Below are 18,045 nucleotides of genomic sequence, written 5' to 3' on the forward strand. Positions count from 1 at the left end.
TGTGTGGGCCGGGCCCGCACACGGCAAAAGGCTACTTGGTGACGTCGCTGCCGAAGTACTTGTCGGACAGTTCAGCCAGGGTTCCGTCCTGGCGCAGCTCATCGAGCGCCTTGTTGATCGCCTCATGCAGCTCGGTGTCGTCCTTGCGCATCGCCACGGCAACCTCGGACTTGTCATCGGATTCAGCCGCGATCTTGATCGCGTCATCCGGCTGGTTCTTCTGCGAATCCAGGTAGGTGAGCTTGTCATTGATCGTGGCGTCCACCCGGCCCTGCTTCAGCAGGGTGACGGCCTGCGCCCAGCCCTCCACGGCCTGCACGTTCGCGCCGGCGTCCTTGGCGGTCTCATACCAGTTGCTGGTCAGTGACTGGGCGGTGCTCTTGCCCTTGAGGGATTCGAAGGAGGTGATCTCGGTGTTGTCCGACTTGGTCACGATGACCCCGTTGGAGACGGTGTAGGGGGTGGACAGCAGGTACTTCTCTTCGCGCTGCTCGTTCACGCTCACCTGATTGGCGATGACGTCAAAGCGCTTTGCATCCAGGCCCGCGAAGATGCCATCCCACTGGGTTTCCTCGAATTCGACCTCGACCCCCAGCTTCTCGCCGACGGCCTCGATCACCTCGACGTCGTAGCCGGTCAGCTCGTTGCCCTCATGGTAGGAGAAGGGGCGGTAGGTGCCTTCGGTGCCCACGGTCAGGGTCCCGGATTCCTGCACCTGCTGGTAGGTGGAGCCGCTGGCCTCAGCGCCGCCCGAATCGTTCGAGGAGCCGCAGGCGCTGAGCGACAAGGCGAGAACGGTTGCGGTGGACAGTGCGGTGAAAATCCGTTTCATGAGAACCCCTCGGTTTGGTTGCGGCGGGTGATGGCCTGAACGTCACAACGTCCCGGTCGTATCCGAGTATTCCCTGCCCCGCCGTCCGGCGGGGAGTTTCCGGGGAGGGGGTGTCACAAAAATTCACACTCTTGACACAGCCCACACCGCGCAGGGCCGACCGGCGGCATAGGGCGGGCGCAGCGTGAGATGGCCGCCCTGATCAGGCAGGGGCTACACGCCCAGCAGCAGCGCCAGCAGCATCATGATCGGGATGGCGCAGATGGTGGTGATCAGCACGGTGTCCTTGGCGATCACCACGCCCTGTTCATAGCGCGAGGCGGTGACGAAGATGTTCTGCGCGGTGGGCAGCCCGGCCATGATGACCGCCGCCACGATCATTTCCGTGGGCAGGCGGAACACGAAGGCCGCCAGCAGCCAGGCGATCAGCGGATGGATGACCAGTTTGGCCAGCGAACCAATCAGCACGTCCGCCCGTCGCCCGGTGCCTGGGTCCAGGGGCTTGGAACCGACCAGCGAGATCCCGAAGGCCAGCAGCATCGCCGGGATCGAGGCCCCGGAAATCAGTTCAATGGGCGCCAACACCAGTTCGGGCAGCTGCACGCCGGTCAGTGCGACCACCAGGCCCGCCAGGGAGCCGATGATCATGGGGTTCTTCGCGGTGGCCGAGGCCAACGCCCAGAAGGTGGTGCGGTGCTTGATGGTGGTTGCATCCAGCATGGCCAGGTTCACCGGCTGGTACAACGCCAGCTGGAAGAGGATCACCGGGGCGGCATGGGCCATGTCGCCCAGCACGTACAGGGCGATCGGCAGGCCCAGGTTCGCTGAGTTCACGGTGGAGGCGCTCATGGCGGCGACGATGCGTTCGGCGGGCGGGCGCTGCAGCCACTTGAAGGTGGCCAGGTGATAGATCCCGGCGGTGAGGAACGCCGAAATGGTGGCGATCCACAGCAGCGGTCCGAGCACCTGGGTCGGTTCGGAATCGGCGATGGCCAGAAACAGCAGGGCGGGGCTGGCCACGAAGAAGGTCAACCGGTTCAGCACCCACCGGCCTTGGTCGCCCAGCACCCCGGTGCGCCCGACCGCGTAGCCGACCAGGATGACCACCCAGATGGTGGAGAAGCCGGACAGCACTCCGGTCATGACGGCCTCCTGGATCATTGTGCTGCTCGGGTGGGGCACCGGCGGGTTAAGTCCCAAAATGTGTGTACAGAAACCCTCAAAACCATCTAACCACTAGGGGCAACACCTCAATCACATGCTTTGAAAGCATGTACCGTGGCAAAAGTTGGAAACCGACCTACCTGTGGTGTATGCAAAAATAAGCTCGTCAAGAACGGGAAAACCAGCTCCGGGCGCACACGCTGGCGGTGTAAGATCTGCGGCGCGTCAAGTACCTTGGCCCGTCCAGACACCACCGCCAAAGCCCAATTCAGGGCCTTCCACCAATGGGCCACCGGTAAGCTCTCCGTGTCCGACACCGGCATTGCCCGTTCCACGTTCTACCGCAACACCTACTGGTGCTGGAAAGTTCACCCGACCTTGATCCCGACTGGGGAACAATACCGGTACCTCATGCTCGACGGCACCTACTTCAACGGCTTCTGCGCCCTTACCGCCTACAACGGCCAACACATCATCGGCTGGCAATACTGCGACCGCGAAAAAGTCGCTTCCTGGACCCTGCTGCTGCAACGTCTGCCAGCCCCGGACCTAGTGATCATTGACGGGCACGGCGCCCTGGAATCTGTCATCAAAGCGCTATGGCCCGAAACCCGCATCCAACGCTGCTACTTCCATATCCGACAAACCATCCACAAACACCTGACCCGCAACCCCCGCACCATCCCAGGTCAGCAACTCCTTTCACTGATCAAGGCGCTGAAAGACATCACCACACTTCAACTGGCCAACAAGTGGGAAGAACAATTCATGGCCTGGCGGGTCATGCACGAAACCACCCTCAAAGCCCGCACCTACGCCAAGGACCACGCCGGCAACAGGCCCTTGCACGTCAAGCCCAACCAGGTCTGGTGGTACACGCATCTGCGCCTACGTCGAGCTGATCGCCTCATTCACGGGTTGCTGAAGAATAAGCAACTGTTCACATGGTTAGAAATGGCCGCAGAAGATGAGACGCTTCCTCGGACCACCAGCCCCTTAGAAGGAGGCATCAACGCTGGCATCAAAGACCACCTGCGGGCCCACCGCGGCCTGAAAGCCAAACATGCCATGTCCTTGGTGAGCTGGCACCTGTACCAGCGGACGCAGAACCCGGTGGATCCATGGAGCTTCGTGACCCCCAAGCATTGGTCGGCCAAACCAGCCCCACGACCCGTAACCGAAGAAGACCCGGGCCCCGAACTATACGGCCGGCACTTCAGCTACGAAGACGGTAACGGCATCCAAAAAGGATGGGGCGGACGCCGATGACGCAAACATGACAACGACTCCATACACACATTTTGGGACTTAACCCGCACCGGCTGGGACGGCGGCTGGGAGTCGATCCCGCGCCAGCGGGCCGGCGCCCTGGTGGGTGCCCAGACGCCAAACGCCGGGACCCTGCTGGGTCCCGGCGTTTGGTCTTGCGAGCGGGCGACGGGAATCGAACCCGCGTATCGAGCTTGGGAAGCTAGCGCTCTACCATTGAGCTACGCCCGCAAAGCTCCGAGCGGCCTATTGGCGGCCCGGGCGTATCCCAGCATAGCGCAATCAGCGCCCTGGTTTTCAAGCCAATGACGTCAAGATGACCTGTGGCATGCGCCAACGGCCACAGGTGCGGCGCTCGAACCGCGGAAATCCGCGGCCAACCGCTTGTCCGGGGTGTGACCATGATTACATCCCCACGCAGGTGCCGGCGGCGCGCCGACGGCTAGTGGCTGCCTCGGCCCTTGCCCAGTTCCTGACGCAACACCGCCACACCCTCGGCCGGAATCTCAAAACTGAGATCGTCACCGGGATTGATGACAATCCCGGTGCCCTCCAGGGCGCGCACAATGGTGGCCCCCTGCACCTTCACACCGTAGGGTGCCTGGTCAATGTAGGTGCCCGGGATGCGCTCCAGTGAACTGAACACCGCGACCATCGGCGCCCCGGCGGGATTGGTCAGCAACATGGGCTGCGCGTTGGGGTTTTCGCCGGTGACTTCCTCGCGGGAAAGGAAATACACCTCGGCGGCCATGAAGGCGCCCACCACTGAGCCGGAGAGCTCGGGCTTGTTCAGGCCCGCAGCGATCATGTTCTCGAAGTGGGTTTTGGGCCGGGCCCGCTCCTGGTCCATCGGGGTTTCGATGATCATGTCCGGCAGCTGTTCAGGCTGCCCGGACTGGGAGGTTGCCTCTGGGTTTTCGTTGCTCATGCCCTCAAGCATGTCGCCCTTGGCTCACCCGCGCAAACACCAAATCCGCATTTTGCGGCCGAGAGCCTAAAATGGCTCTCGAGCAACCCACAAAAGATGCAAGGACTGAGCATGCCTGAATTCCGTTATGAAGATCTTCTGCCCATCGGCGAGGACAACACCCCCTACCGCAAGATTTCCTCGGACGGTGTCAATGTCGCCACCGGTCCAGATGGCAAGAAGTTCCTGCAGGTTTCCCCGCAGGCCCTGGAGTTGCTGGCCGAAACCGCCCTGCGCGACATCTCCCACTATCTGCGTCCGGCCCACCTGCAGCAGCTGCGCAACATCCTCGACGATGAGGAAGCCAGCCCGAACGACAAGTTCGTGGCCCTGGACCTGCTGAAGAACGCGAACATCGCCGCCGGCGGCATCCTGCCGATGTGCCAGGACACCGGCACCGCGATTGTGATGGGCAAGCGCGGACAGCGGGTGCTCTCCGAGGAGCAGGACGAAATTTCGCTTTCACGCGGCATCTACAACGCCTACACCAAGCTGAACCTGCGCTACTCGCAGCTGGCTCCGTTGACCACCTGGGAAGAAAAGCAGACCGGCAACAACCTGCCGGCGCAGATCGACCTGTACGCCAACACGAAGCCCGGGGCGGATACCGAATACAAGTTCCTGTTCATGGCCAAGGGCGGCGGCAGCGCCAACAAGTCCTTCCTCTACCAGGAGACCAAGGCGATCCTGAACGAGAACTCGATGCTGCGCTTCCTCGATGAGAAGCTGCGCTCCCTGGGCACCGCCGCCTGCCCGCCCTACCACCTGTCCATCGTCATCGGCGGCACCAGCGCCGAGATGGCCTTGAAGACCGCGAAGTACGGTTCGGCGAAGTACCTGGACACGCTGCCCACCGAGGGCGCCATGACCGGGCGTGGATTCCGCGACACCGACCTGGAGGACAAGGTCCTGGAGCTGACCCGCAACTTCGGCATCGGCGCGCAGTTCGGCGGCAAGTACTTCTGCCATGACGTGCGCGTGGTGCGCCTGCCGCGCCACGGCGCCTCGATGCCGGTGGCCATCGCGGTCTCCTGCTCCGCCGACCGGCAGATGCTGGCGAAGATCACCGAAGAAGGCGTCTTCGTTGAACAGCTGGAAACCGACCCGGCCCGCTTCATGCCCGACGAGTCCCACCCGGCCGTGGCCGAACACGGGGAGGCCACCGACGGGGTGACCGGCACCGGCGGCAGCTCCGTGGTGAAGGTCGACCTGAACAAGCCGATGGATGAGATCCTGGCCGGGCTGAGCAAGTTCCCGGTCAAGACCCGGCTCTCGCTGACCGGTCCGCTGGTCGTGGCCCGCGATATCGCCCACGCCAAGATCAAGGAACGGCTGGACGCCGGCGAGCAGATGCCGCAGTACCTTAAGGACCACCCGGTCTACTACGCCGGCCCGGCCAAGACCCCGGACGGCATGGCGTCCGGGTCCTTCGGACCGACCACCGCAGGGCGCATGGACTCCTATGTGGAGCAGTTCCAGGCGGCCGGCGGCTCGAAGGTGATGCTGGCCAAGGGCAACCGCTCCAAGCAGGTCACCGACGCGTGCAACAGCCACGGCGGCTTCTACCTGGGTTCCATCGGAGGTCCGGCTGCCCGCCTGGCCCAGGACTGCATCAAGAACGTCGAGGTCCTGGAATACGAGGAGCTGGGCATGGAGGCAGTGTGGAAGATCGAGGTGGAGGACTTCCCAGCATTCATCGTCGTGGATGACAAGGGCAACGACTTCTTCGAAGCCACCTCCAAGCCGACCTTCACCGGCATCCCGGTGCGCGCGAACTAACCGACGTCGGACCGCCTACCGGCACCAACAACGAAGGCCGCCCCAGTGGGGCGGCCTTCGTGCAGTTCTGGGGGAGGGCCGGCAGGAGCTACTGGCCCAGCCCGAACGCCCGATCCCTGAAAGCCGATTTCGCTATTTTGCCTTGTCCGGGAATTTACTCAGGTCATACTCCCAGCCTGAGACGGTGTCGAGCGTGTAAACGAGGAGACCGTCTGAAGCAGGAACGTCGAGCAGCACCCATCCTTCAACCTTTTCGCCTGGGCCGATCTGACTGGAGATTATTTTCTTCTCTGCCCAGCAACTGTAGGTACTGATTGTGCCAAGATCACCGTTGAAAGTTTTTCCGTCGCTATCGATGTATTTCCACATAATGGGGTCAAAAGTTATTGAACCATTTATGTCCTCAGCCAACGAGGGTTCGGTCTTGGCCGAAATCTTCAAAGCGACCAGTTCGCCGTTCTCGGGTTTCTCTGAGTACGGTTCGGTGCATTTGACGTTGCGTACGAAGTCCTTGACCTGAAAAACAGCAGTTGTATCGCCGCTATAACTTAGGAATCCAGCGGTTTCACCGAGGTCTTTCTCGAGATTTCCCCTGATATTTTTTGAAGGGGAAGGGGAAGGGGAGGGTGTTGGGGTGGCGCGTGATTCCTCAGAAGACTTGTTGAGCTCAGAATCGACAGGGGTTTCGGAAGGTGTGGAAGACTCAGACGAAGAAGCGCAACCTGAGACGGTTAGGAGAGCGATGCAAAGTGATGCGAGTGTTGAATTTCTTTTCACAAAAGAAGTTTACGACTAAAGACTCGTTACTTTGAATCATTGCATTGGACATGCGCGGTAATCCATCTTCGAAGCGTAAAATGAAATAAAAGCCTTGTTATGTGAGGTGGAGGTACGTCCGGACACAGGATCAGGAACGCAACCCACCAGTTCGTGTTCTTACTGGCCCAGCCCGAACGCCCAATCCCTGAAGGGCGGCAGGAATCGCAGCACCATCAGGTCCTCGGGCTCCCGCAGGGAGGTCGGCGTGGCGCTCGGGTCACTGGCCTCTTGCGATGCCGCATCATCTTCCTTGTCGCTCGGGGCGGGGGAGGATGGGGCCGACTCCTGTGCGGCCTGGTCGCCCTGCTCGGTGTTCTCCACCAGCAGCTGGAAGTACTCTTCGAACGTGTCCATGTCCAGCTTCTTCATTGCCTGGGCATGCTCGGTGCCGATGTAGCGCAGGTGCCACGGCTCGTAACGGTAGCCGGTGGTTTTCTCCTGGCCTTCCGGGTATCGGACAATCAGCCCGTAGTCCACGGCGTGCTCGGCAATCCATTTGCCGGCCGGAGTTTGGCCAAAGCAGGCGTGCAGTTCGCATTTGCTGCCGCTGTAGCCAACATCGGCGGCCAGACCCAGCTGGTGTTCGCTGGTTCCCGCGCGGGCCGAAATCCGTTCGGCATACTCGGTGCCGAACTTCGCCTGGTACTGGTTGAACAGCACCTGCTGGCGTTCATAGGAACGGAATGCGCTGATGACCTTCAGCGGGTGCCCGGCCTTGCGGGCATCGGCCACCAGATCCTCCACCGCGTCGGCCGCCTCATCGCGCAACTGATCACCGGAACCGGCGACGTTGCGCAGCCCCTTGGGGTGGTAGTCCTCCTCGGGCAGCTTGATGCTGGGGTTGATCAAGGCCAAAAGGCTGCTGCTGTCGGACAGCTCCTCGGCACTGACCTCGGGCACCTCATCGGCGGGGGCGGCGTTCGCGGCGGAAAGGCCGCCTGCCGCCAACAGCAGTGAGACCAGCGCGGCACTGGCTGCCCGGGTAACGGAGCGCATTGTTGGTAAGACACCATCCTTTGGGTTTTGGCACGACAACACTTCAAGGATAGTGCCTGAAGGTGGCCCGCAGCCATGTGGGATTGCGCCGATTCAATCGCCCCATTTGCGCCACATTCGGCCGCGGGTTACCGTCGGGGGCGCCAGCAGGATAAATTTATAGGCGTGTTGTATTCAGATGGTGACATTCGTCGGTCAATAGACAGCGGGCAGATCGCCCTGGAACCGTACTCCGAGGAAATGGTGCAACCGGCCTCGGTGGACGTGCGGCTGGACCGCTTCTTCCGGTTGTTCGACAACCACAAGTACGCCCACATCGACCCGGCCACCGACCAGCCGGAACTGACCCGGCTGGTGGAAGTCGACCCGGATGAGCCGTTCGTGCTGCACCCGGGAGAATTTGTGTTGGGCGCGACCTACGAGAAGGTCACCCTGGGCAACGGCATCGCCGCCCGCCTGGAGGGCAAGAGTTCACTGGGCCGCCTGGGGCTGCTCACCCACTCCACTGCCGGGTTCATCGATCCCGGCTTCTCCGGCCACGTCACCCTGGAACTGTCCAATATGGCCACCCTGCCGATCAAGCTGTGGCCCGGGTCGAAGATTGGCCAGCTGTGCTTCTTCCAGCTCACCTCGCCGGCCGAACACCCCTACGGTTCTGGCCCCTACGGCAACCGCTATCAGGGGCAGCGCGGGCCAACGGCCTCACGCAGCCACCTGAATTTCCACCGCAGCCTCCTGGAAAACTAATTCTGCCCGCGCCGGGCCCGTGCGCCCGGAGGCGGGCTAGTCTTCCAATCGGGTGCGCGGGGTCTTGATCGGCAGCAGCAACAGCAACCCGATCAGCAGCACCAGCAGGATGCCCAAGATCCCGTAGCGCTGCGCCGCCCCGGGCTCCACCAGGGGAGTGGCCAGCGCGATCGAGGTGGTGAACAGGGCCGGGGCCAGGAAACTGACCACCCGACCGGTGGTGGCGTAGAGCCCGAACATTTCCCCCTCGCGGCCCGCCGGGGCCATGCGCGCCAGCAGCGAGCGGGACGCGGACTGCGCGGGACCAACAAACAGGCACAACAGCAGCCCGAACAACCAGAAGCCGCTGGCCTCGGGGGAGAAGAACACGCCCAGCCCGGCCACCAGCAGTCCGACCAGCGAACCCAGGATGACCCGTTTGGGTCCAATCACGTCATCCAGCCATCCGCCGGCCAGCGCACCGAGGGCCGCCACCACGTTCCCGGCAATCGCGAAGATGATCACCTCGTTCAGGGCGAACCCGAAGGTCCCGGCGGCAATCACCCCGCCAAAGGTGAAGATGGCGGCCAGCCCGTCACGGAAGATCGCCGAGGAGCCCAGGAAGAAGACGGCGTTGCGGTCCTCCCGCCACAGCTGGGCGATCCGCCCGAAGAGCACCTTGTAGGAGCTGGCCAGGGGGATGCGCGCGGACTGGCTGGCGGGGGACTCGGGAATGCGGAAGAAGACCGGCAGCGCGAAGACCAGGAACCACAGGGCACTGAAGATCGCCACCCAGCGCAGGTTCCACGAATCCTCGGTGTTCGCACCGGGCCATTCGAACAACGGGTCCACGAAGCCGAACAGGACCAGGGCCAAGGCCAGGATCCCGCCCACATAGCCCATGCCCCAGCCGAAACCGGAGACCTTGCCGATCGTGGCCGGGGTGGAGATCTGGGTGAGCACCGCGTTGTAGTTCACCGAGGCGAACTCGGAGAACACCGAGGCCGCGGCGATCAGCGAGGCTCCCAACCACAGGTACTTCGGGTCCGGGGCAACAAACACGCAGGCGGCGGTCAGCGCCACCACGACTAGCGAGTTCACCGTCAGCCACAACTTGCGCCGCCCGGCCGCGTCCGAACGCATCCCGGTTACCGGCACCAGCAGGACGATGGCCACCCCGGCCACGGTCAGCGCCTGGCCCAGCACCACCGAGGCGTGATCGGTGGATCCGAACAGCTCACTGGTGAGGTAGACGGTGAAGACAAAGGTGGTCATCACGGCGTTGATGGCGGCCTGGCCCCAGTCCCAGCTGGCCCAGGCCAGAGTCGCAGTATTAAGCCACGAGTTTTTTGGTCGCGCAAGATCCCGCGCCACGTTGCTTTCCATGCTCGCATCGTATCCGGTTAATGGTGATCAGAACATGAATTCGAGGCAACGGGGCAAATCTGGGTCCAAGCGTTCACTCCCGAATTTTCTGTGGTCAGGAGCGAGCAAGGTGATCTACCGGACGGTAGAAAGCGCCTATGCACTGATAAAATGAACAGACCGGCCGTGTAAATCGTCGGACTCTGCCCCATACAAGTCGACAGAGGAGACGTGTGTTAATTATTCTCATTGCGCTTTTCGCAACTGCTGCGCTCTGCCCTTTGATTTTTCGGATTTTCCGACGCAATGGGTTCTATATTGTCGCCGTAGTTCCCGCAATGGGATTCATCTGGCTGCTCACCCGATTCCCGCAGGTGCTGGCCTCCGATCCCAGTTTGGCCAACGGGCTGCCGAACGCCCCGCCGTCAATCCAGATCCCCTGGATCCCCGGGTTCCTGGTAAACCTGGACTTCCGCCTGGACACGCTGGCCGCGGTGCTGTTGCTGCTGATCCTCGGGGTCGGCGCCCTGGTGCTGGTCTACTGTGCCCGCTACTTCAAGAACGACGACATGGGCGTGGGCCCATTCGCGGCCAAGCTGGTCGCCTTCGCCGGGGCTATGACCGGGCTGGTCACCGCCGATGACGTGATCATCATGTTCATCTTCTGGGAAATCACCTCGGTGCTTTCCTACCTGCTGATCGGCTTCAGCCAGGCGCTGATCACCGCACGCCGCTCGGCCATGAACGCCCTGATCGTGACCACCTTCGGCGGGCTGGCCATGCTCGGCGGTCTGCTGATCCTGGGGACCTCCACCGGCAGCTACCGGCTTTCAGACATTGTGGCGGCGGCCCCGCAGCTGAGCGCCATGGGCGGACACATTGACGTGGCCGTCGCCCTGGTGCTGCTTGGCGCGCTGTCCAAGTCGGCGCTGGTGCCCTTCCACTTCTGGCTGCCCGGCGCGATGGCCGCCCCCACCCCGGTCTCCGCCTACCTGCACGCTGCGGCCATGGTCAAGGCCGGTGTCTACCTGGTGGCCCGCCTGGCCCCGGGCTTTTCCGAGACGATGTTCTGGGGGCCGCTGGCCGTGGGCATCGGCATCCTGACCATGATCATCGGCGGCTACCGGGCGCTGAAGCAATACGACTTGAAACTGATCCTGGCCTTCGGCACCGTCTCCCAGCTGGGGTTCATCATTTCCATCTTCGGGCTGGGCAACGCCGATGCCGCCTTTGCCGCCCTGGCCCTGACCCTGGCGCACGGGCTGTTCAAGGCCACCTTGTTCCTGGCCGTGGGCATCGTGGACCACAACACCGGAACCCGTGACATCCGCAAGCTTTCCGGGCTGGGACGCAGCATGCCGGTGCTGGCCACCGTGGCCACCCTGGCCGCCGCGTCCATGGCCGGAATCCCGCCGTTGTACGGGTTCGTGGCCAAGGAATCGGTGTTCGACGCGCTGCTGCACCAGGGCGGGCCGCTGGCCTGGCTCCCGGTGGCCGGCATTGTGCTCGGCACGGGCCTGACCGTGGCCTACTCGCTGCGCTTCGTGCTTGGCGCCTTCGGACGCAAGCGCGGCATGCAGCCCACCGCCTGCAAGCGCCCCTCGCTGATCTTCCTGGCCCCGCTGCTGGTGCTAACCGCCGGAACCGTGGTGCTGGGCGTGCTGCCCGGCCTGGTGGAGCCGCTGGTGAAGCACGCCGCCGGGCTCTACCCGCAGCCGATCGAGGTGCACCTGGCCCTGTGGGCCGGCTTCACCCCGGCCCTGGGTCTCAGCGTCCTGGCCGTGCTCGGCGGTGTGCTGCTGTTCGTGGGACGGGCGCGGGCGGATTATTCGGCCCGCCTGCACCGCCGGCTGCCGGCCGCGGAGGAAGCCTACCGCGGCATCGTGAACCTGACCGACGAATTGGCGATCTGGGTGACCGGGCGGACCCAGCGTGGTTCGCTCTCCTTCTACCTGGGCGTGATCCTGGCCGTGGCGATGGTGGTTCCGCTGAGCATCGCCCTGACCGTGCCCACCCCCTGGCCCGATCAGTGGGTGATTGCCGACCATCCCGCCCAGATCGTCATCGGCGCCATCATGATCGTCGGGGCGATCGCGGCGATCCGCGCCTCGAAGCGTTTCATGGCGGTGCTGATGGTCTCGGTGACCGGTTTTGGCATGGTCGCCATCTTCGCGCTGCAGGGCGCACCGGACCTGGCGCTGACCCAGCTGCTGGTGGAGACCATTGTGCTGGTCGCGTTCGTGCTGGCCCTGCGCGCCCTGCCCAAGCGGCTGTGGGTGGGCATCTCCCGGATCAAGCTGGGACGGGCCGTCCTGGCCACCGCCCTGGCGCTGATGACCGTATATGTTGCCATCGGAATGATGGCAGCGCGCCAGGAGGCGCCGATCTCGCTGGCCTTCCCGGACCTGGCCTACCACGAGGGCTACGGCTCAAACATTGTCAACGTGACCCTGGTGGACCTGCGCGTGTGGGATACCTTCGGGGAAATCACCGTGCTGGCCGCCGCGGCCACCGGGGTGGCCTCACTGATTTTCGTGGCGGTGCCCTCCCGTCGCCGGCTGCGTGCCCGCGAGGTGGAAAGCGGTTCCATCGACCACGGTTCGGAGGCCATGTCCACCGGCGAATTCGGCCAGGCCCGCCTGGATCTGGCCCGCAAGTTCGCCACCTCGGACAATGAGGACTGGCTGATCGCCGGGCACACGCTGGTCGCCGAACGCCGCTCCATCGTCTTTGAAGTGGTCACCCGCCTGATCTTCCATTCGATCCTGCTGTTGAGCGTGTTCACCTTGATCACCGGGCACAACAACCCCGGCGGCGGTTTCGCCGGCGGGCTGCTGGCCGGGCTGGCGCTGACCATCCGCTACCTGGCCGGCGGGCGGGTGGAGCTGGCCGAATCGATGCGCGTCTCCCCGAACATCCTCATCGGTGGCGGGCTGGCCGTGGCGGCCTGCTCCGGCATCATTCCGCTGCTGGCGGGGGACCCGGTGTTCAGCACCTACGTCTGGCAGTTCAGCCTTCCGCTATTTGGCGAACACAAGTTCGTGACCTCAACCTTCTTCGACATTGGAGTGTATCTGGTGGTGCTCGGCCTGGTGCAGGACGTGCTGCGATCCCTGGGCAGCGAAATCGACCAGCTCTCCGAGGGCCGCTCCCCGGTGGCCCGCCATGATGTGGTGGCCAGCTACCAGACGGGGGTGGGCCGGTGAGTGTGAACATCACCTTCCTGGTCATCACGGGCGTGCTGTTGGCGGTGGGCTACTACCTGGTGCTGGAACGCACCCTGACCCGGGTGCTGCTGGGCATCGTAGTGCTGGGCAACGCGGTGAACCTGCTGATCCTCACCGCCGGCGGGAGGATGGGCAAGGCCCCGCTGTTCCAGCCCGACCTGCCGGCCGATGAGTACTCGGATCCGCTGCCGCAGGCGCTGATCCTGACCGCCATTGTCATCACCTTCGCGGTGACCGCGTTCCTGCTCGCGTTGATCTACCGGTCCTGGTCGCTGACCAACGCCGATACCGTGCGGGACGATGAAGAAGATATCCGCGTCTCCCAGGCCAGTGCCTACGACGAAGAAGAGGACGCTCCCGTGGAGGAAGACACCACCGAATTCGTCGATGAGGAAGGCCGACCGATCCGCGAGGGGGAGGAATAGATGCAGCAGCTCATGTCCCTGGCCCCGCTGGCGGTCATCCTGCCGATCCTCGGCGCCGGCGCGACCTTCCTGGCCCGGCGCAAGGTGCGCTGGCAGCGGATCATCACCATCGGGGTGTTGTGCACCACGCTGCTGCTGGAGGTCGGGATGCTGGCGGCCACCTGGAACGGGCAGACCTACGCGATCACCATCGCCGGGTGGGACACCCCCACCGGCATAGCCCTGGTGGTGGACGGATTCAGCGCGTTCATGCTGCTGGTCTCCACCGTGGTGTCCCTGGCGGTGCTGCTGTTCGCCACCAGTCAGGGGATGGCCGACGGGGATGAGCACGGTCCGGTCTCGATTTTCCACCCTGCCTACCTGATCCTGCTGGCCGGGGTGTCCAACGCGTTCATGGCCGCGGACTTGTTCAACCTCTACGTGGGCTTCGAAATCTTCCTCACCGCCAGCTATGTGCTGCTCACCCTGGGCGGCACCGCCGAACGGATCCGCTCGGGCATCACCTATGTGGTGGTCTCCGTGGTCTCCTCGGTGCTGTTCCTGACCGCGATCGCGTTGATCTATGCGGCTACCGGCACGGTGAACATGGGGGATCTGGCGCTGAAGCTGGCCGACCTGGATTCGGGGACAAAGCTGATCCTGCACAGCTTCCTGCTGATCGCCTTTGGCATCAAGGCCGCCGTGTTCCCGCTCTCGCTGTGGCTGCCGGACTCCTACCCGACCGCCCCGGCCCCGGTGACCGCCGTGTTCGCCGGACTCTTGACCAAGGTGGGCGTGTACGCGATCGTGCGCACCGAGACGCTGCTGTTCCCGGGCGGGGAAGTGAACTCGGTGCTGCTGGTGGTCTCGGCGCTGACCATGGTGATCGGCATCTTCGGTGCGCTGGCCCAGTCGGACTTCAAGCGCATGCTCTCCTTCACGCTGACCAGCCACATCGGCTACCTGATCTTCGGGATCGCGGTCGGCACCGAAACCGCGATTGCCGCCACGATCTACTACGTGGGCCACCACATCATCGTGCAGACCTCCCTGTTCATGGTCGCCGGGCTGATTGAACGGCGAGCCGGCACCGCGAACATCACCGAACTGGGATCCCTGGCCCGCCTTTCCCCGGCATTGGCGGTGCTGTTCTTCATCCCGGCCATCAACCTGGGCGGCATCCCGCCATTCTCAGGGTTCCTGGGCAAGTTCGGCCTGCTGCACGCCGCGACCGAACAGGGCGGGGCACTGAACTGGGCGGTGATCGCCGCCGGGCTGCTGACCAGCCTGCTGACCCTGCTGGCCATCATCCGCGTCTGGGCCCGCGCCTTCTGGCGCCGGGCGGCCGAGGCGGAGGACCCGCAGGCGTCCCTGGTGGACCAGTCCAAGGAGATGACCGAACTGATCCAGTCCTCGGGCAATCAGGGGCCGATCCTGGGGGCCAGGCTCGCCCGGCAGATGGAGGCGAAGTTCCTGCCCTGGGGGATGCGCTACTCCACCGGGGCCCTGGTCGCCGCCGGGGTGGCGTTGACCGTGTTCGCCGGACCGCTCTTTGCCTTCTGTCAGCGGGTGGCCGCCGAGCTGCTGAGCCGGGCCCCCTACATCACCGCGGTTCTGCCGCCAGGCTAAAGGGGAAGGACACATGCCAAAACGTATTGACGAGCCACGCGACCAGCGCATCGCCGACGCGCTGGATGAGGCCTCGGGCCAGCGCAACCGCGCCACACTGCGCCAGGAGTGGCCGCTGCTGCTGTTCATGACCCTGGTCTGGGGCGCGCTGTGGCAGGACTTCACCCCCGGAACCCTAATCGTGGGGGCGCTGCTGTCCCTGCTGCTGGTCGCCCTGTTCCCGCTGCCCCCGGTGCGTCTGTCGGGGCGCATCAACCCGTGGTACTGCTTCCTGCTGCTGGGCTGGTTCATCATGCAGGTGGTGGCGGCCAGCCTGGAGGTTTCCTACCTGGCGCTTTTCCGGCGCCAGAAGACCCGCAGCTCCATCATCGCGGTGCGCCTGCACACCGACTCGGACCTGATCGTCACCACGGTCGGGCACGTGCTGACCCTGATCCCCGGATCGTTCGTGGTGGAGGTGGACCGGCGCAGCTCCACCCTGTACCTGCATTACCTCAACGCCTCCAACGCCATCAAGGTCGCCCGCTCCCGGGCGAAGATCCATGAAATCGAACGGCGGGTGATCATGGCCATCGGCAGCCACGACGAGTACGAGTACGTCAAGCAGGTGCGCAAGGACATCGCCCAGCGCGCCCGCCAGAAGGCCAAGGAGGCAAAGCGTTGAGCTACATCATCGTGGGAATCAGCGGAGTGCTGCTCTCGGTGGGTGCGGTGGCCTGCCTGATCCGGGTCGCCCGCGGACCCTCCATCCTGGACCGGGTGCTGGCCCTGGATGTGATGCTGCTGATCATCTCCGCCGCCCTGTGCCTGGAAATGTACCTGAACCGGCACACCAACCACATCCTGTTCGTGGTGATCGCCTGCGCCATCGGCTTCATCAGCTCGGTCACCGTCTCCCGGTTCGTTTCCGACCAGAGGAATGCGTGATGGATCAGTTCCTGGAAATTGTGGCCGCCGGCTGCATGATCGTCGGCTCGCTGATGTCATTGATCGCCGGCATAGGCCTGTTGACCTTCCCCGACCTGCTCACCCGGATGCATGCGGCCACCAAGCCGCAGGTGCTTGGCTTCCTGCTGCTGTTCATCGGGTTGGCCATCCACCTGCGCTCCTGGCAGGTGGTGCCGGTGCTCGCCCTGGCCTGGGGCGTGCAGCTGCTGACCGCACCGGTCTCCGCGCACATGATTGGCCGTTCTGGGTACCGCACCAAGCACGTGAAGCGCGAAACGCTGTACAGCGACGAATTGCGCACCGTGGTGGAGAACGCCAGCCGCCAGAACAAGGACTAGCGCCACTGCCGGCACCACGAACAAGGGCCCCGGAGCACCGCATCACGGTGCTCCGAGGCCCTGCCTGTCCACGGCGCAATCGCCGGGGAACTACTTGTTCAGCTTGGCCAACGCCTTGCGGGTGCCGCGGTCGGTGAGGACCTGGATGATCGCGGCCACCACGGAGGAGAAGACGGCGAACGCCAGGGCCTGGCGCATCGAGGCTTCGGCTTCGGCTTCCTGGCCGTGGCGCGGGGCGTCATTGCCGGTGAATCCCTTCCACAGGCGGTCCACCAGCTTGCTGCCGACAAACCCGGCTCCCAGGGAAATGCCGGTGGCGAGCAGCTTCATCATTGGTTTCATTCTTCGCGCTCCTGTTCGCATGGGGACTTCTCTTTCTATCGAAAGCATATCCTGAGCTATGGTGGCATCGCAGACATGGCATCGGGTGATCCACGGATCGCCGCGGCAATCTGCTGACAAGAAACGACAGGGGAGCGTCATACCGTCCCCGAGGCTCACCGCGCAGCAAACGCCGGTGGCCGGGACCGGTGGAAGACGCTGAGAGTGCGATAGATCGCAGACCCTCGAACCTGCTCCGGCTAGTACCGGCGAAGGAAGTCGAGAATCTCAGATGTGCGGCAGGGACAGCTCCCTGCGCATCCGCATGTGCTCCCCTCCTGAACCAGGAGGATGGAAGAAAATGGCAACAACCAAGCGAACCGGCGGCACCTCATGGAAGGTCGCGGACATCGTGATCGCCTCGGTCATCGCCGTGGCCTCGGGCGTGGTGTTCTGGGCGTGGAGCGCCAGTTATGGTTTCGTGACGCTGGCCTTCGCCGCGTTCCCGCCGGCCAGCGCGCTGCTCTCGGGCATGTGGCTGTTCCCCGCGGTCCTCGGGGCGCTGATCATTCGCAAGCCCGGTGCGGCACTGTACTGCGAACTGCTGGCCGCCATCATCGAGGCCCTGCTGGGCACCCACTGGGGACTGACGGTGCTGGTCTCCGGGCTGCTGCAGGGGCTGGGCGCCGAGCTGGTGTTCGCGCTCTTGCGCTACCGGGTGTGGAACCTGTCCGCCGCCATGCTGGCCGGTTTCTGCTCCGGCTTCCTCAGCGCCCTCAACGGTGCCTACATCACCGCCCACTTCGTGCACTATACCGCCGGGATGAAGCTGTTCCATGTGGCGGCGATGAGCGTCTCCGGGTTGCTGATCGCCGGGATCTGCTCGTTCTTCCTCACCCGCATGCTGGCCAACACCGGTGCCTTGGCCTCCCTGCCCAGCCGCCGGGCCCACCGGGAACCGGTGCTCACCCGCTCCCGCTAGGCGGCGCCTGGCGGCCGGAGCAAGAGCAATATGACGTCCGCCTCAAACCGGTCGCCGGTGCGGGTTCTGCCCGACCGGCATCCTGGGGTATGGTGGCAACGCAGACATAAACCGACAGGGGAGCGTCATACCAGCCCGCTGCCGTGCCGCCAGGCGCGTCACGGCAGGCGTAAGGGTAAAAGACGCTGAGAGTGCGATAGATCGCAGACCCTCGAACCTGCCCCGGCTAGTACCGGCGAAGGAAGTCGAGAATCTCAGGTATGCCCCCGGGGACGCGCC

Annotated in this window: 17 protein-coding genes, 1 tRNA gene and 2 riboswitches; of the genes, 10 read left to right on the top strand and 8 right to left on the bottom strand. The window is 64.0% G+C overall.

Annotation, left to right across the window (positions count from 1 at the left end; all coding sequences use genetic code 11):
• Nucleotides 1-31 precede the first annotated feature (31 nt).
• Both FDN03_RS10460 and FDN03_RS10465 read right to left on the bottom strand, forming a co-directional pair.
• Nucleotides 32-832, bottom strand: coding sequence for an amino acid ABC transporter substrate-binding protein (locus FDN03_RS10460; RefSeq protein WP_138176707.1), 801 nt, complete (start codon nt 830-832; stop codon nt 32-34).
• A gap of 213 nt (nt 833-1,045) precedes the next feature.
• The gene (locus FDN03_RS10465) at nt 1,046-1,975 is read right to left on the bottom strand and encodes an AEC family transporter (protein WP_138176710.1); all 930 of its coding nucleotides are present in this window, start codon (nt 1,973-1,975) and stop codon (nt 1,046-1,048) included.
• 135 nt (nt 1,976-2,110) lie between these two features.
• Here FDN03_RS10465 and FDN03_RS10470 point away from each other — a divergent pair, with 135 nt between their 5' ends.
• Nucleotides 2,111-3,265, top strand: a complete 1,155-nt coding sequence (locus FDN03_RS10470) for an IS1249 family transposase (protein ID WP_171021216.1) — start codon at nt 2,111-2,113, stop codon at nt 3,263-3,265.
• A gap of 160 nt (nt 3,266-3,425) precedes the next feature.
• Here FDN03_RS10470 and FDN03_RS10475 read toward each other — a convergent pair.
• Nucleotides 3,426-3,496: transfer RNA gene (locus tag FDN03_RS10475), tRNA-Gly, on the bottom strand.
• A gap of 211 nt (nt 3,497-3,707) precedes the next feature.
• A complete protein-coding gene (locus tag FDN03_RS10480; RefSeq protein ID WP_171021217.1) occupies nt 3,708-4,193 on the bottom strand; it encodes an SseB family protein in 486 nt (161 codons plus the stop codon).
• A 111-nt stretch (nt 4,194-4,304) separates the two neighbouring features.
• Between FDN03_RS10480 and FDN03_RS10485 the strand changes: the two genes are divergently transcribed.
• The gene (locus FDN03_RS10485; RefSeq protein ID WP_138176715.1) at nt 4,305-6,011 is read left to right on the top strand and encodes a fumarate hydratase; all 1,707 of its coding nucleotides are present in this window, start codon (nt 4,305-4,307) and stop codon (nt 6,009-6,011) included.
• Nucleotides 6,012-6,143: 132 nt separating this feature from the next.
• Here FDN03_RS10485 and FDN03_RS10490 read toward each other — a convergent pair whose 3' ends face one another.
• Entirely contained in the window at nt 6,144-6,788 is a 645-nt protein-coding gene (locus FDN03_RS10490; protein WP_138176718.1) for a DUF4352 domain-containing protein, read from the bottom strand.
• Nucleotides 6,789-6,947: 159 nt separating this feature from the next.
• Entirely contained in the window at nt 6,948-7,826 is an 879-nt protein-coding gene (locus tag FDN03_RS10495; protein WP_138176721.1) for a M15 family metallopeptidase, read from the bottom strand.
• A gap of 165 nt (nt 7,827-7,991) precedes the next feature.
• Between FDN03_RS10495 and dcd the strand changes: the two genes are divergently transcribed.
• Entirely contained in the window at nt 7,992-8,573 is a 582-nt protein-coding gene (gene dcd, locus FDN03_RS10500) for a dCTP deaminase (protein WP_138176723.1), read from the top strand.
• A 36-nt stretch (nt 8,574-8,609) separates the two neighbouring features.
• Here dcd and FDN03_RS10505 read toward each other — a convergent pair whose 3' ends face one another.
• Nucleotides 8,610-9,938 carry an MFS transporter gene (locus tag FDN03_RS10505; RefSeq protein WP_138176726.1) on the bottom strand — a complete coding sequence of 443 codons (1,329 nt, stop codon included), beginning with the start codon at nt 9,936-9,938 and terminating at the stop codon, nt 8,610-8,612.
• Nucleotides 9,939-10,150: 212 nt separating this feature from the next.
• Between FDN03_RS10505 and FDN03_RS10510 the strand changes: the two genes are divergently transcribed.
• From FDN03_RS10510 to mnhG, 6 genes are read left to right on the top strand one after another with little or no spacing between them, the layout of a single operon-like run.
• A complete protein-coding gene (locus FDN03_RS10510) occupies nt 10,151-13,123 on the top strand; it encodes a Na+/H+ antiporter subunit A (RefSeq protein WP_138176729.1) in 2,973 nt (990 codons plus the stop codon).
• The gene (locus FDN03_RS10515; RefSeq protein ID WP_054821137.1) at nt 13,120-13,569 is read left to right on the top strand and encodes a Na(+)/H(+) antiporter subunit C; all 450 of its coding nucleotides are present in this window, start codon (nt 13,120-13,122) and stop codon (nt 13,567-13,569) included. Before FDN03_RS10510 ends, FDN03_RS10515 begins: the two co-directional genes overlap by 4 nt.
• Complete coding sequence (locus FDN03_RS10520; protein ID WP_138176732.1) at nt 13,570-15,177, top strand: Na+/H+ antiporter subunit D; 1,608 nt, start codon at nt 13,570-13,572, stop codon at nt 15,175-15,177.
• Between the two features lie 13 nt (nt 15,178-15,190).
• Complete coding sequence (locus FDN03_RS10525; protein ID WP_138176736.1) at nt 15,191-15,841, top strand: Na+/H+ antiporter subunit E; 651 nt, start codon at nt 15,191-15,193, stop codon at nt 15,839-15,841.
• Complete coding sequence (locus tag FDN03_RS10530; protein WP_138176739.1) at nt 15,838-16,104, top strand: monovalent cation/H+ antiporter complex subunit F; 267 nt, start codon at nt 15,838-15,840, stop codon at nt 16,102-16,104. The genes FDN03_RS10525 and FDN03_RS10530 overlap by 4 nt, the downstream gene beginning before the upstream one ends.
• Complete coding sequence (gene mnhG / locus FDN03_RS10535; RefSeq protein ID WP_054821139.1) at nt 16,104-16,463, top strand: monovalent cation/H(+) antiporter subunit G; 360 nt, start codon at nt 16,104-16,106, stop codon at nt 16,461-16,463. Before FDN03_RS10530 ends, mnhG begins: the two co-directional genes overlap by 1 nt.
• A 90-nt stretch (nt 16,464-16,553) precedes the next feature.
• On the opposite strand, the gene FDN03_RS10540 is transcribed toward mnhG, so the two are convergent.
• Nucleotides 16,554-16,796 carry a DUF4235 domain-containing protein gene (locus FDN03_RS10540; protein WP_349291713.1) on the bottom strand — a complete coding sequence of 81 codons (243 nt, stop codon included), beginning with the start codon at nt 16,794-16,796 and terminating at the stop codon, nt 16,554-16,556.
• A gap of 127 nt (nt 16,797-16,923) precedes the next feature.
• Nucleotides 16,924-17,079: riboswitch (TPP riboswitch) on the top strand.
• Between the two features lie 66 nt (nt 17,080-17,145).
• Here FDN03_RS10540 and FDN03_RS10545 point away from each other — a divergent pair.
• A complete protein-coding gene (locus FDN03_RS10545) occupies nt 17,146-17,766 on the top strand; it encodes an ECF transporter S component (RefSeq protein WP_138176743.1) in 621 nt (206 codons plus the stop codon).
• Between the two features lie 106 nt (nt 17,767-17,872).
• Nucleotides 17,873-18,027: riboswitch (TPP riboswitch) on the top strand.
• Nucleotides 18,028-18,045: the final 18 nt, after the last annotated feature.

This window comes from Glutamicibacter sp. V16R2B1 (genome assembly GCF_005774635.1).
In the GTDB taxonomy this organism is placed as follows: domain Bacteria; phylum Actinomycetota; class Actinomycetes; order Actinomycetales; family Micrococcaceae; genus Glutamicibacter; species Glutamicibacter creatinolyticus.

Coding starts and splice junctions, on each gene's coding strand:
- FDN03_RS10460 (WP_138176707.1), bottom strand. CDS start 832: ATGAAACGGATTTTCACCGCACTGTCCACCGCAACCGTTCTCGCCTTG.
- FDN03_RS10465 (WP_138176710.1), bottom strand. CDS start 1,975: ATGACCGGAGTGCTGTCCGGCTTCTCCACCATCTGGGTGGTCATCCTG.
- FDN03_RS10480 (WP_171021217.1), bottom strand. CDS start 4,193: ATGAGCAACGAAAACCCAGAGGCAACCTCCCAGTCCGGGCAGCCTGAA.
- FDN03_RS10485 (WP_138176715.1), top strand. CDS start 4,305: ATGCCTGAATTCCGTTATGAAGATCTTCTGCCCATCGGCGAGGACAAC.
- FDN03_RS10495 (WP_138176721.1), bottom strand. CDS start 7,826: ATGCGCTCCGTTACCCGGGCAGCCAGTGCCGCGCTGGTCTCACTGCTG.
- FDN03_RS10505 (WP_138176726.1), bottom strand. CDS start 9,938: ATGGAAAGCAACGTGGCGCGGGATCTTGCGCGACCAAAAAACTCGTGG.
- FDN03_RS10520 (WP_138176732.1), top strand. CDS start 13,570: ATGCAGCAGCTCATGTCCCTGGCCCCGCTGGCGGTCATCCTGCCGATC.
- FDN03_RS10525 (WP_138176736.1), top strand. CDS start 15,191: ATGCCAAAACGTATTGACGAGCCACGCGACCAGCGCATCGCCGACGCG.
- mnhG (WP_054821139.1), top strand. CDS start 16,104: ATGGATCAGTTCCTGGAAATTGTGGCCGCCGGCTGCATGATCGTCGGC.
- FDN03_RS10540 (WP_349291713.1), bottom strand. CDS start 16,796: ATGATGAAGCTGCTCGCCACCGGCATTTCCCTGGGAGCCGGGTTTGTC.
- FDN03_RS10545 (WP_138176743.1), top strand. CDS start 17,146: ATGGCAACAACCAAGCGAACCGGCGGCACCTCATGGAAGGTCGCGGAC.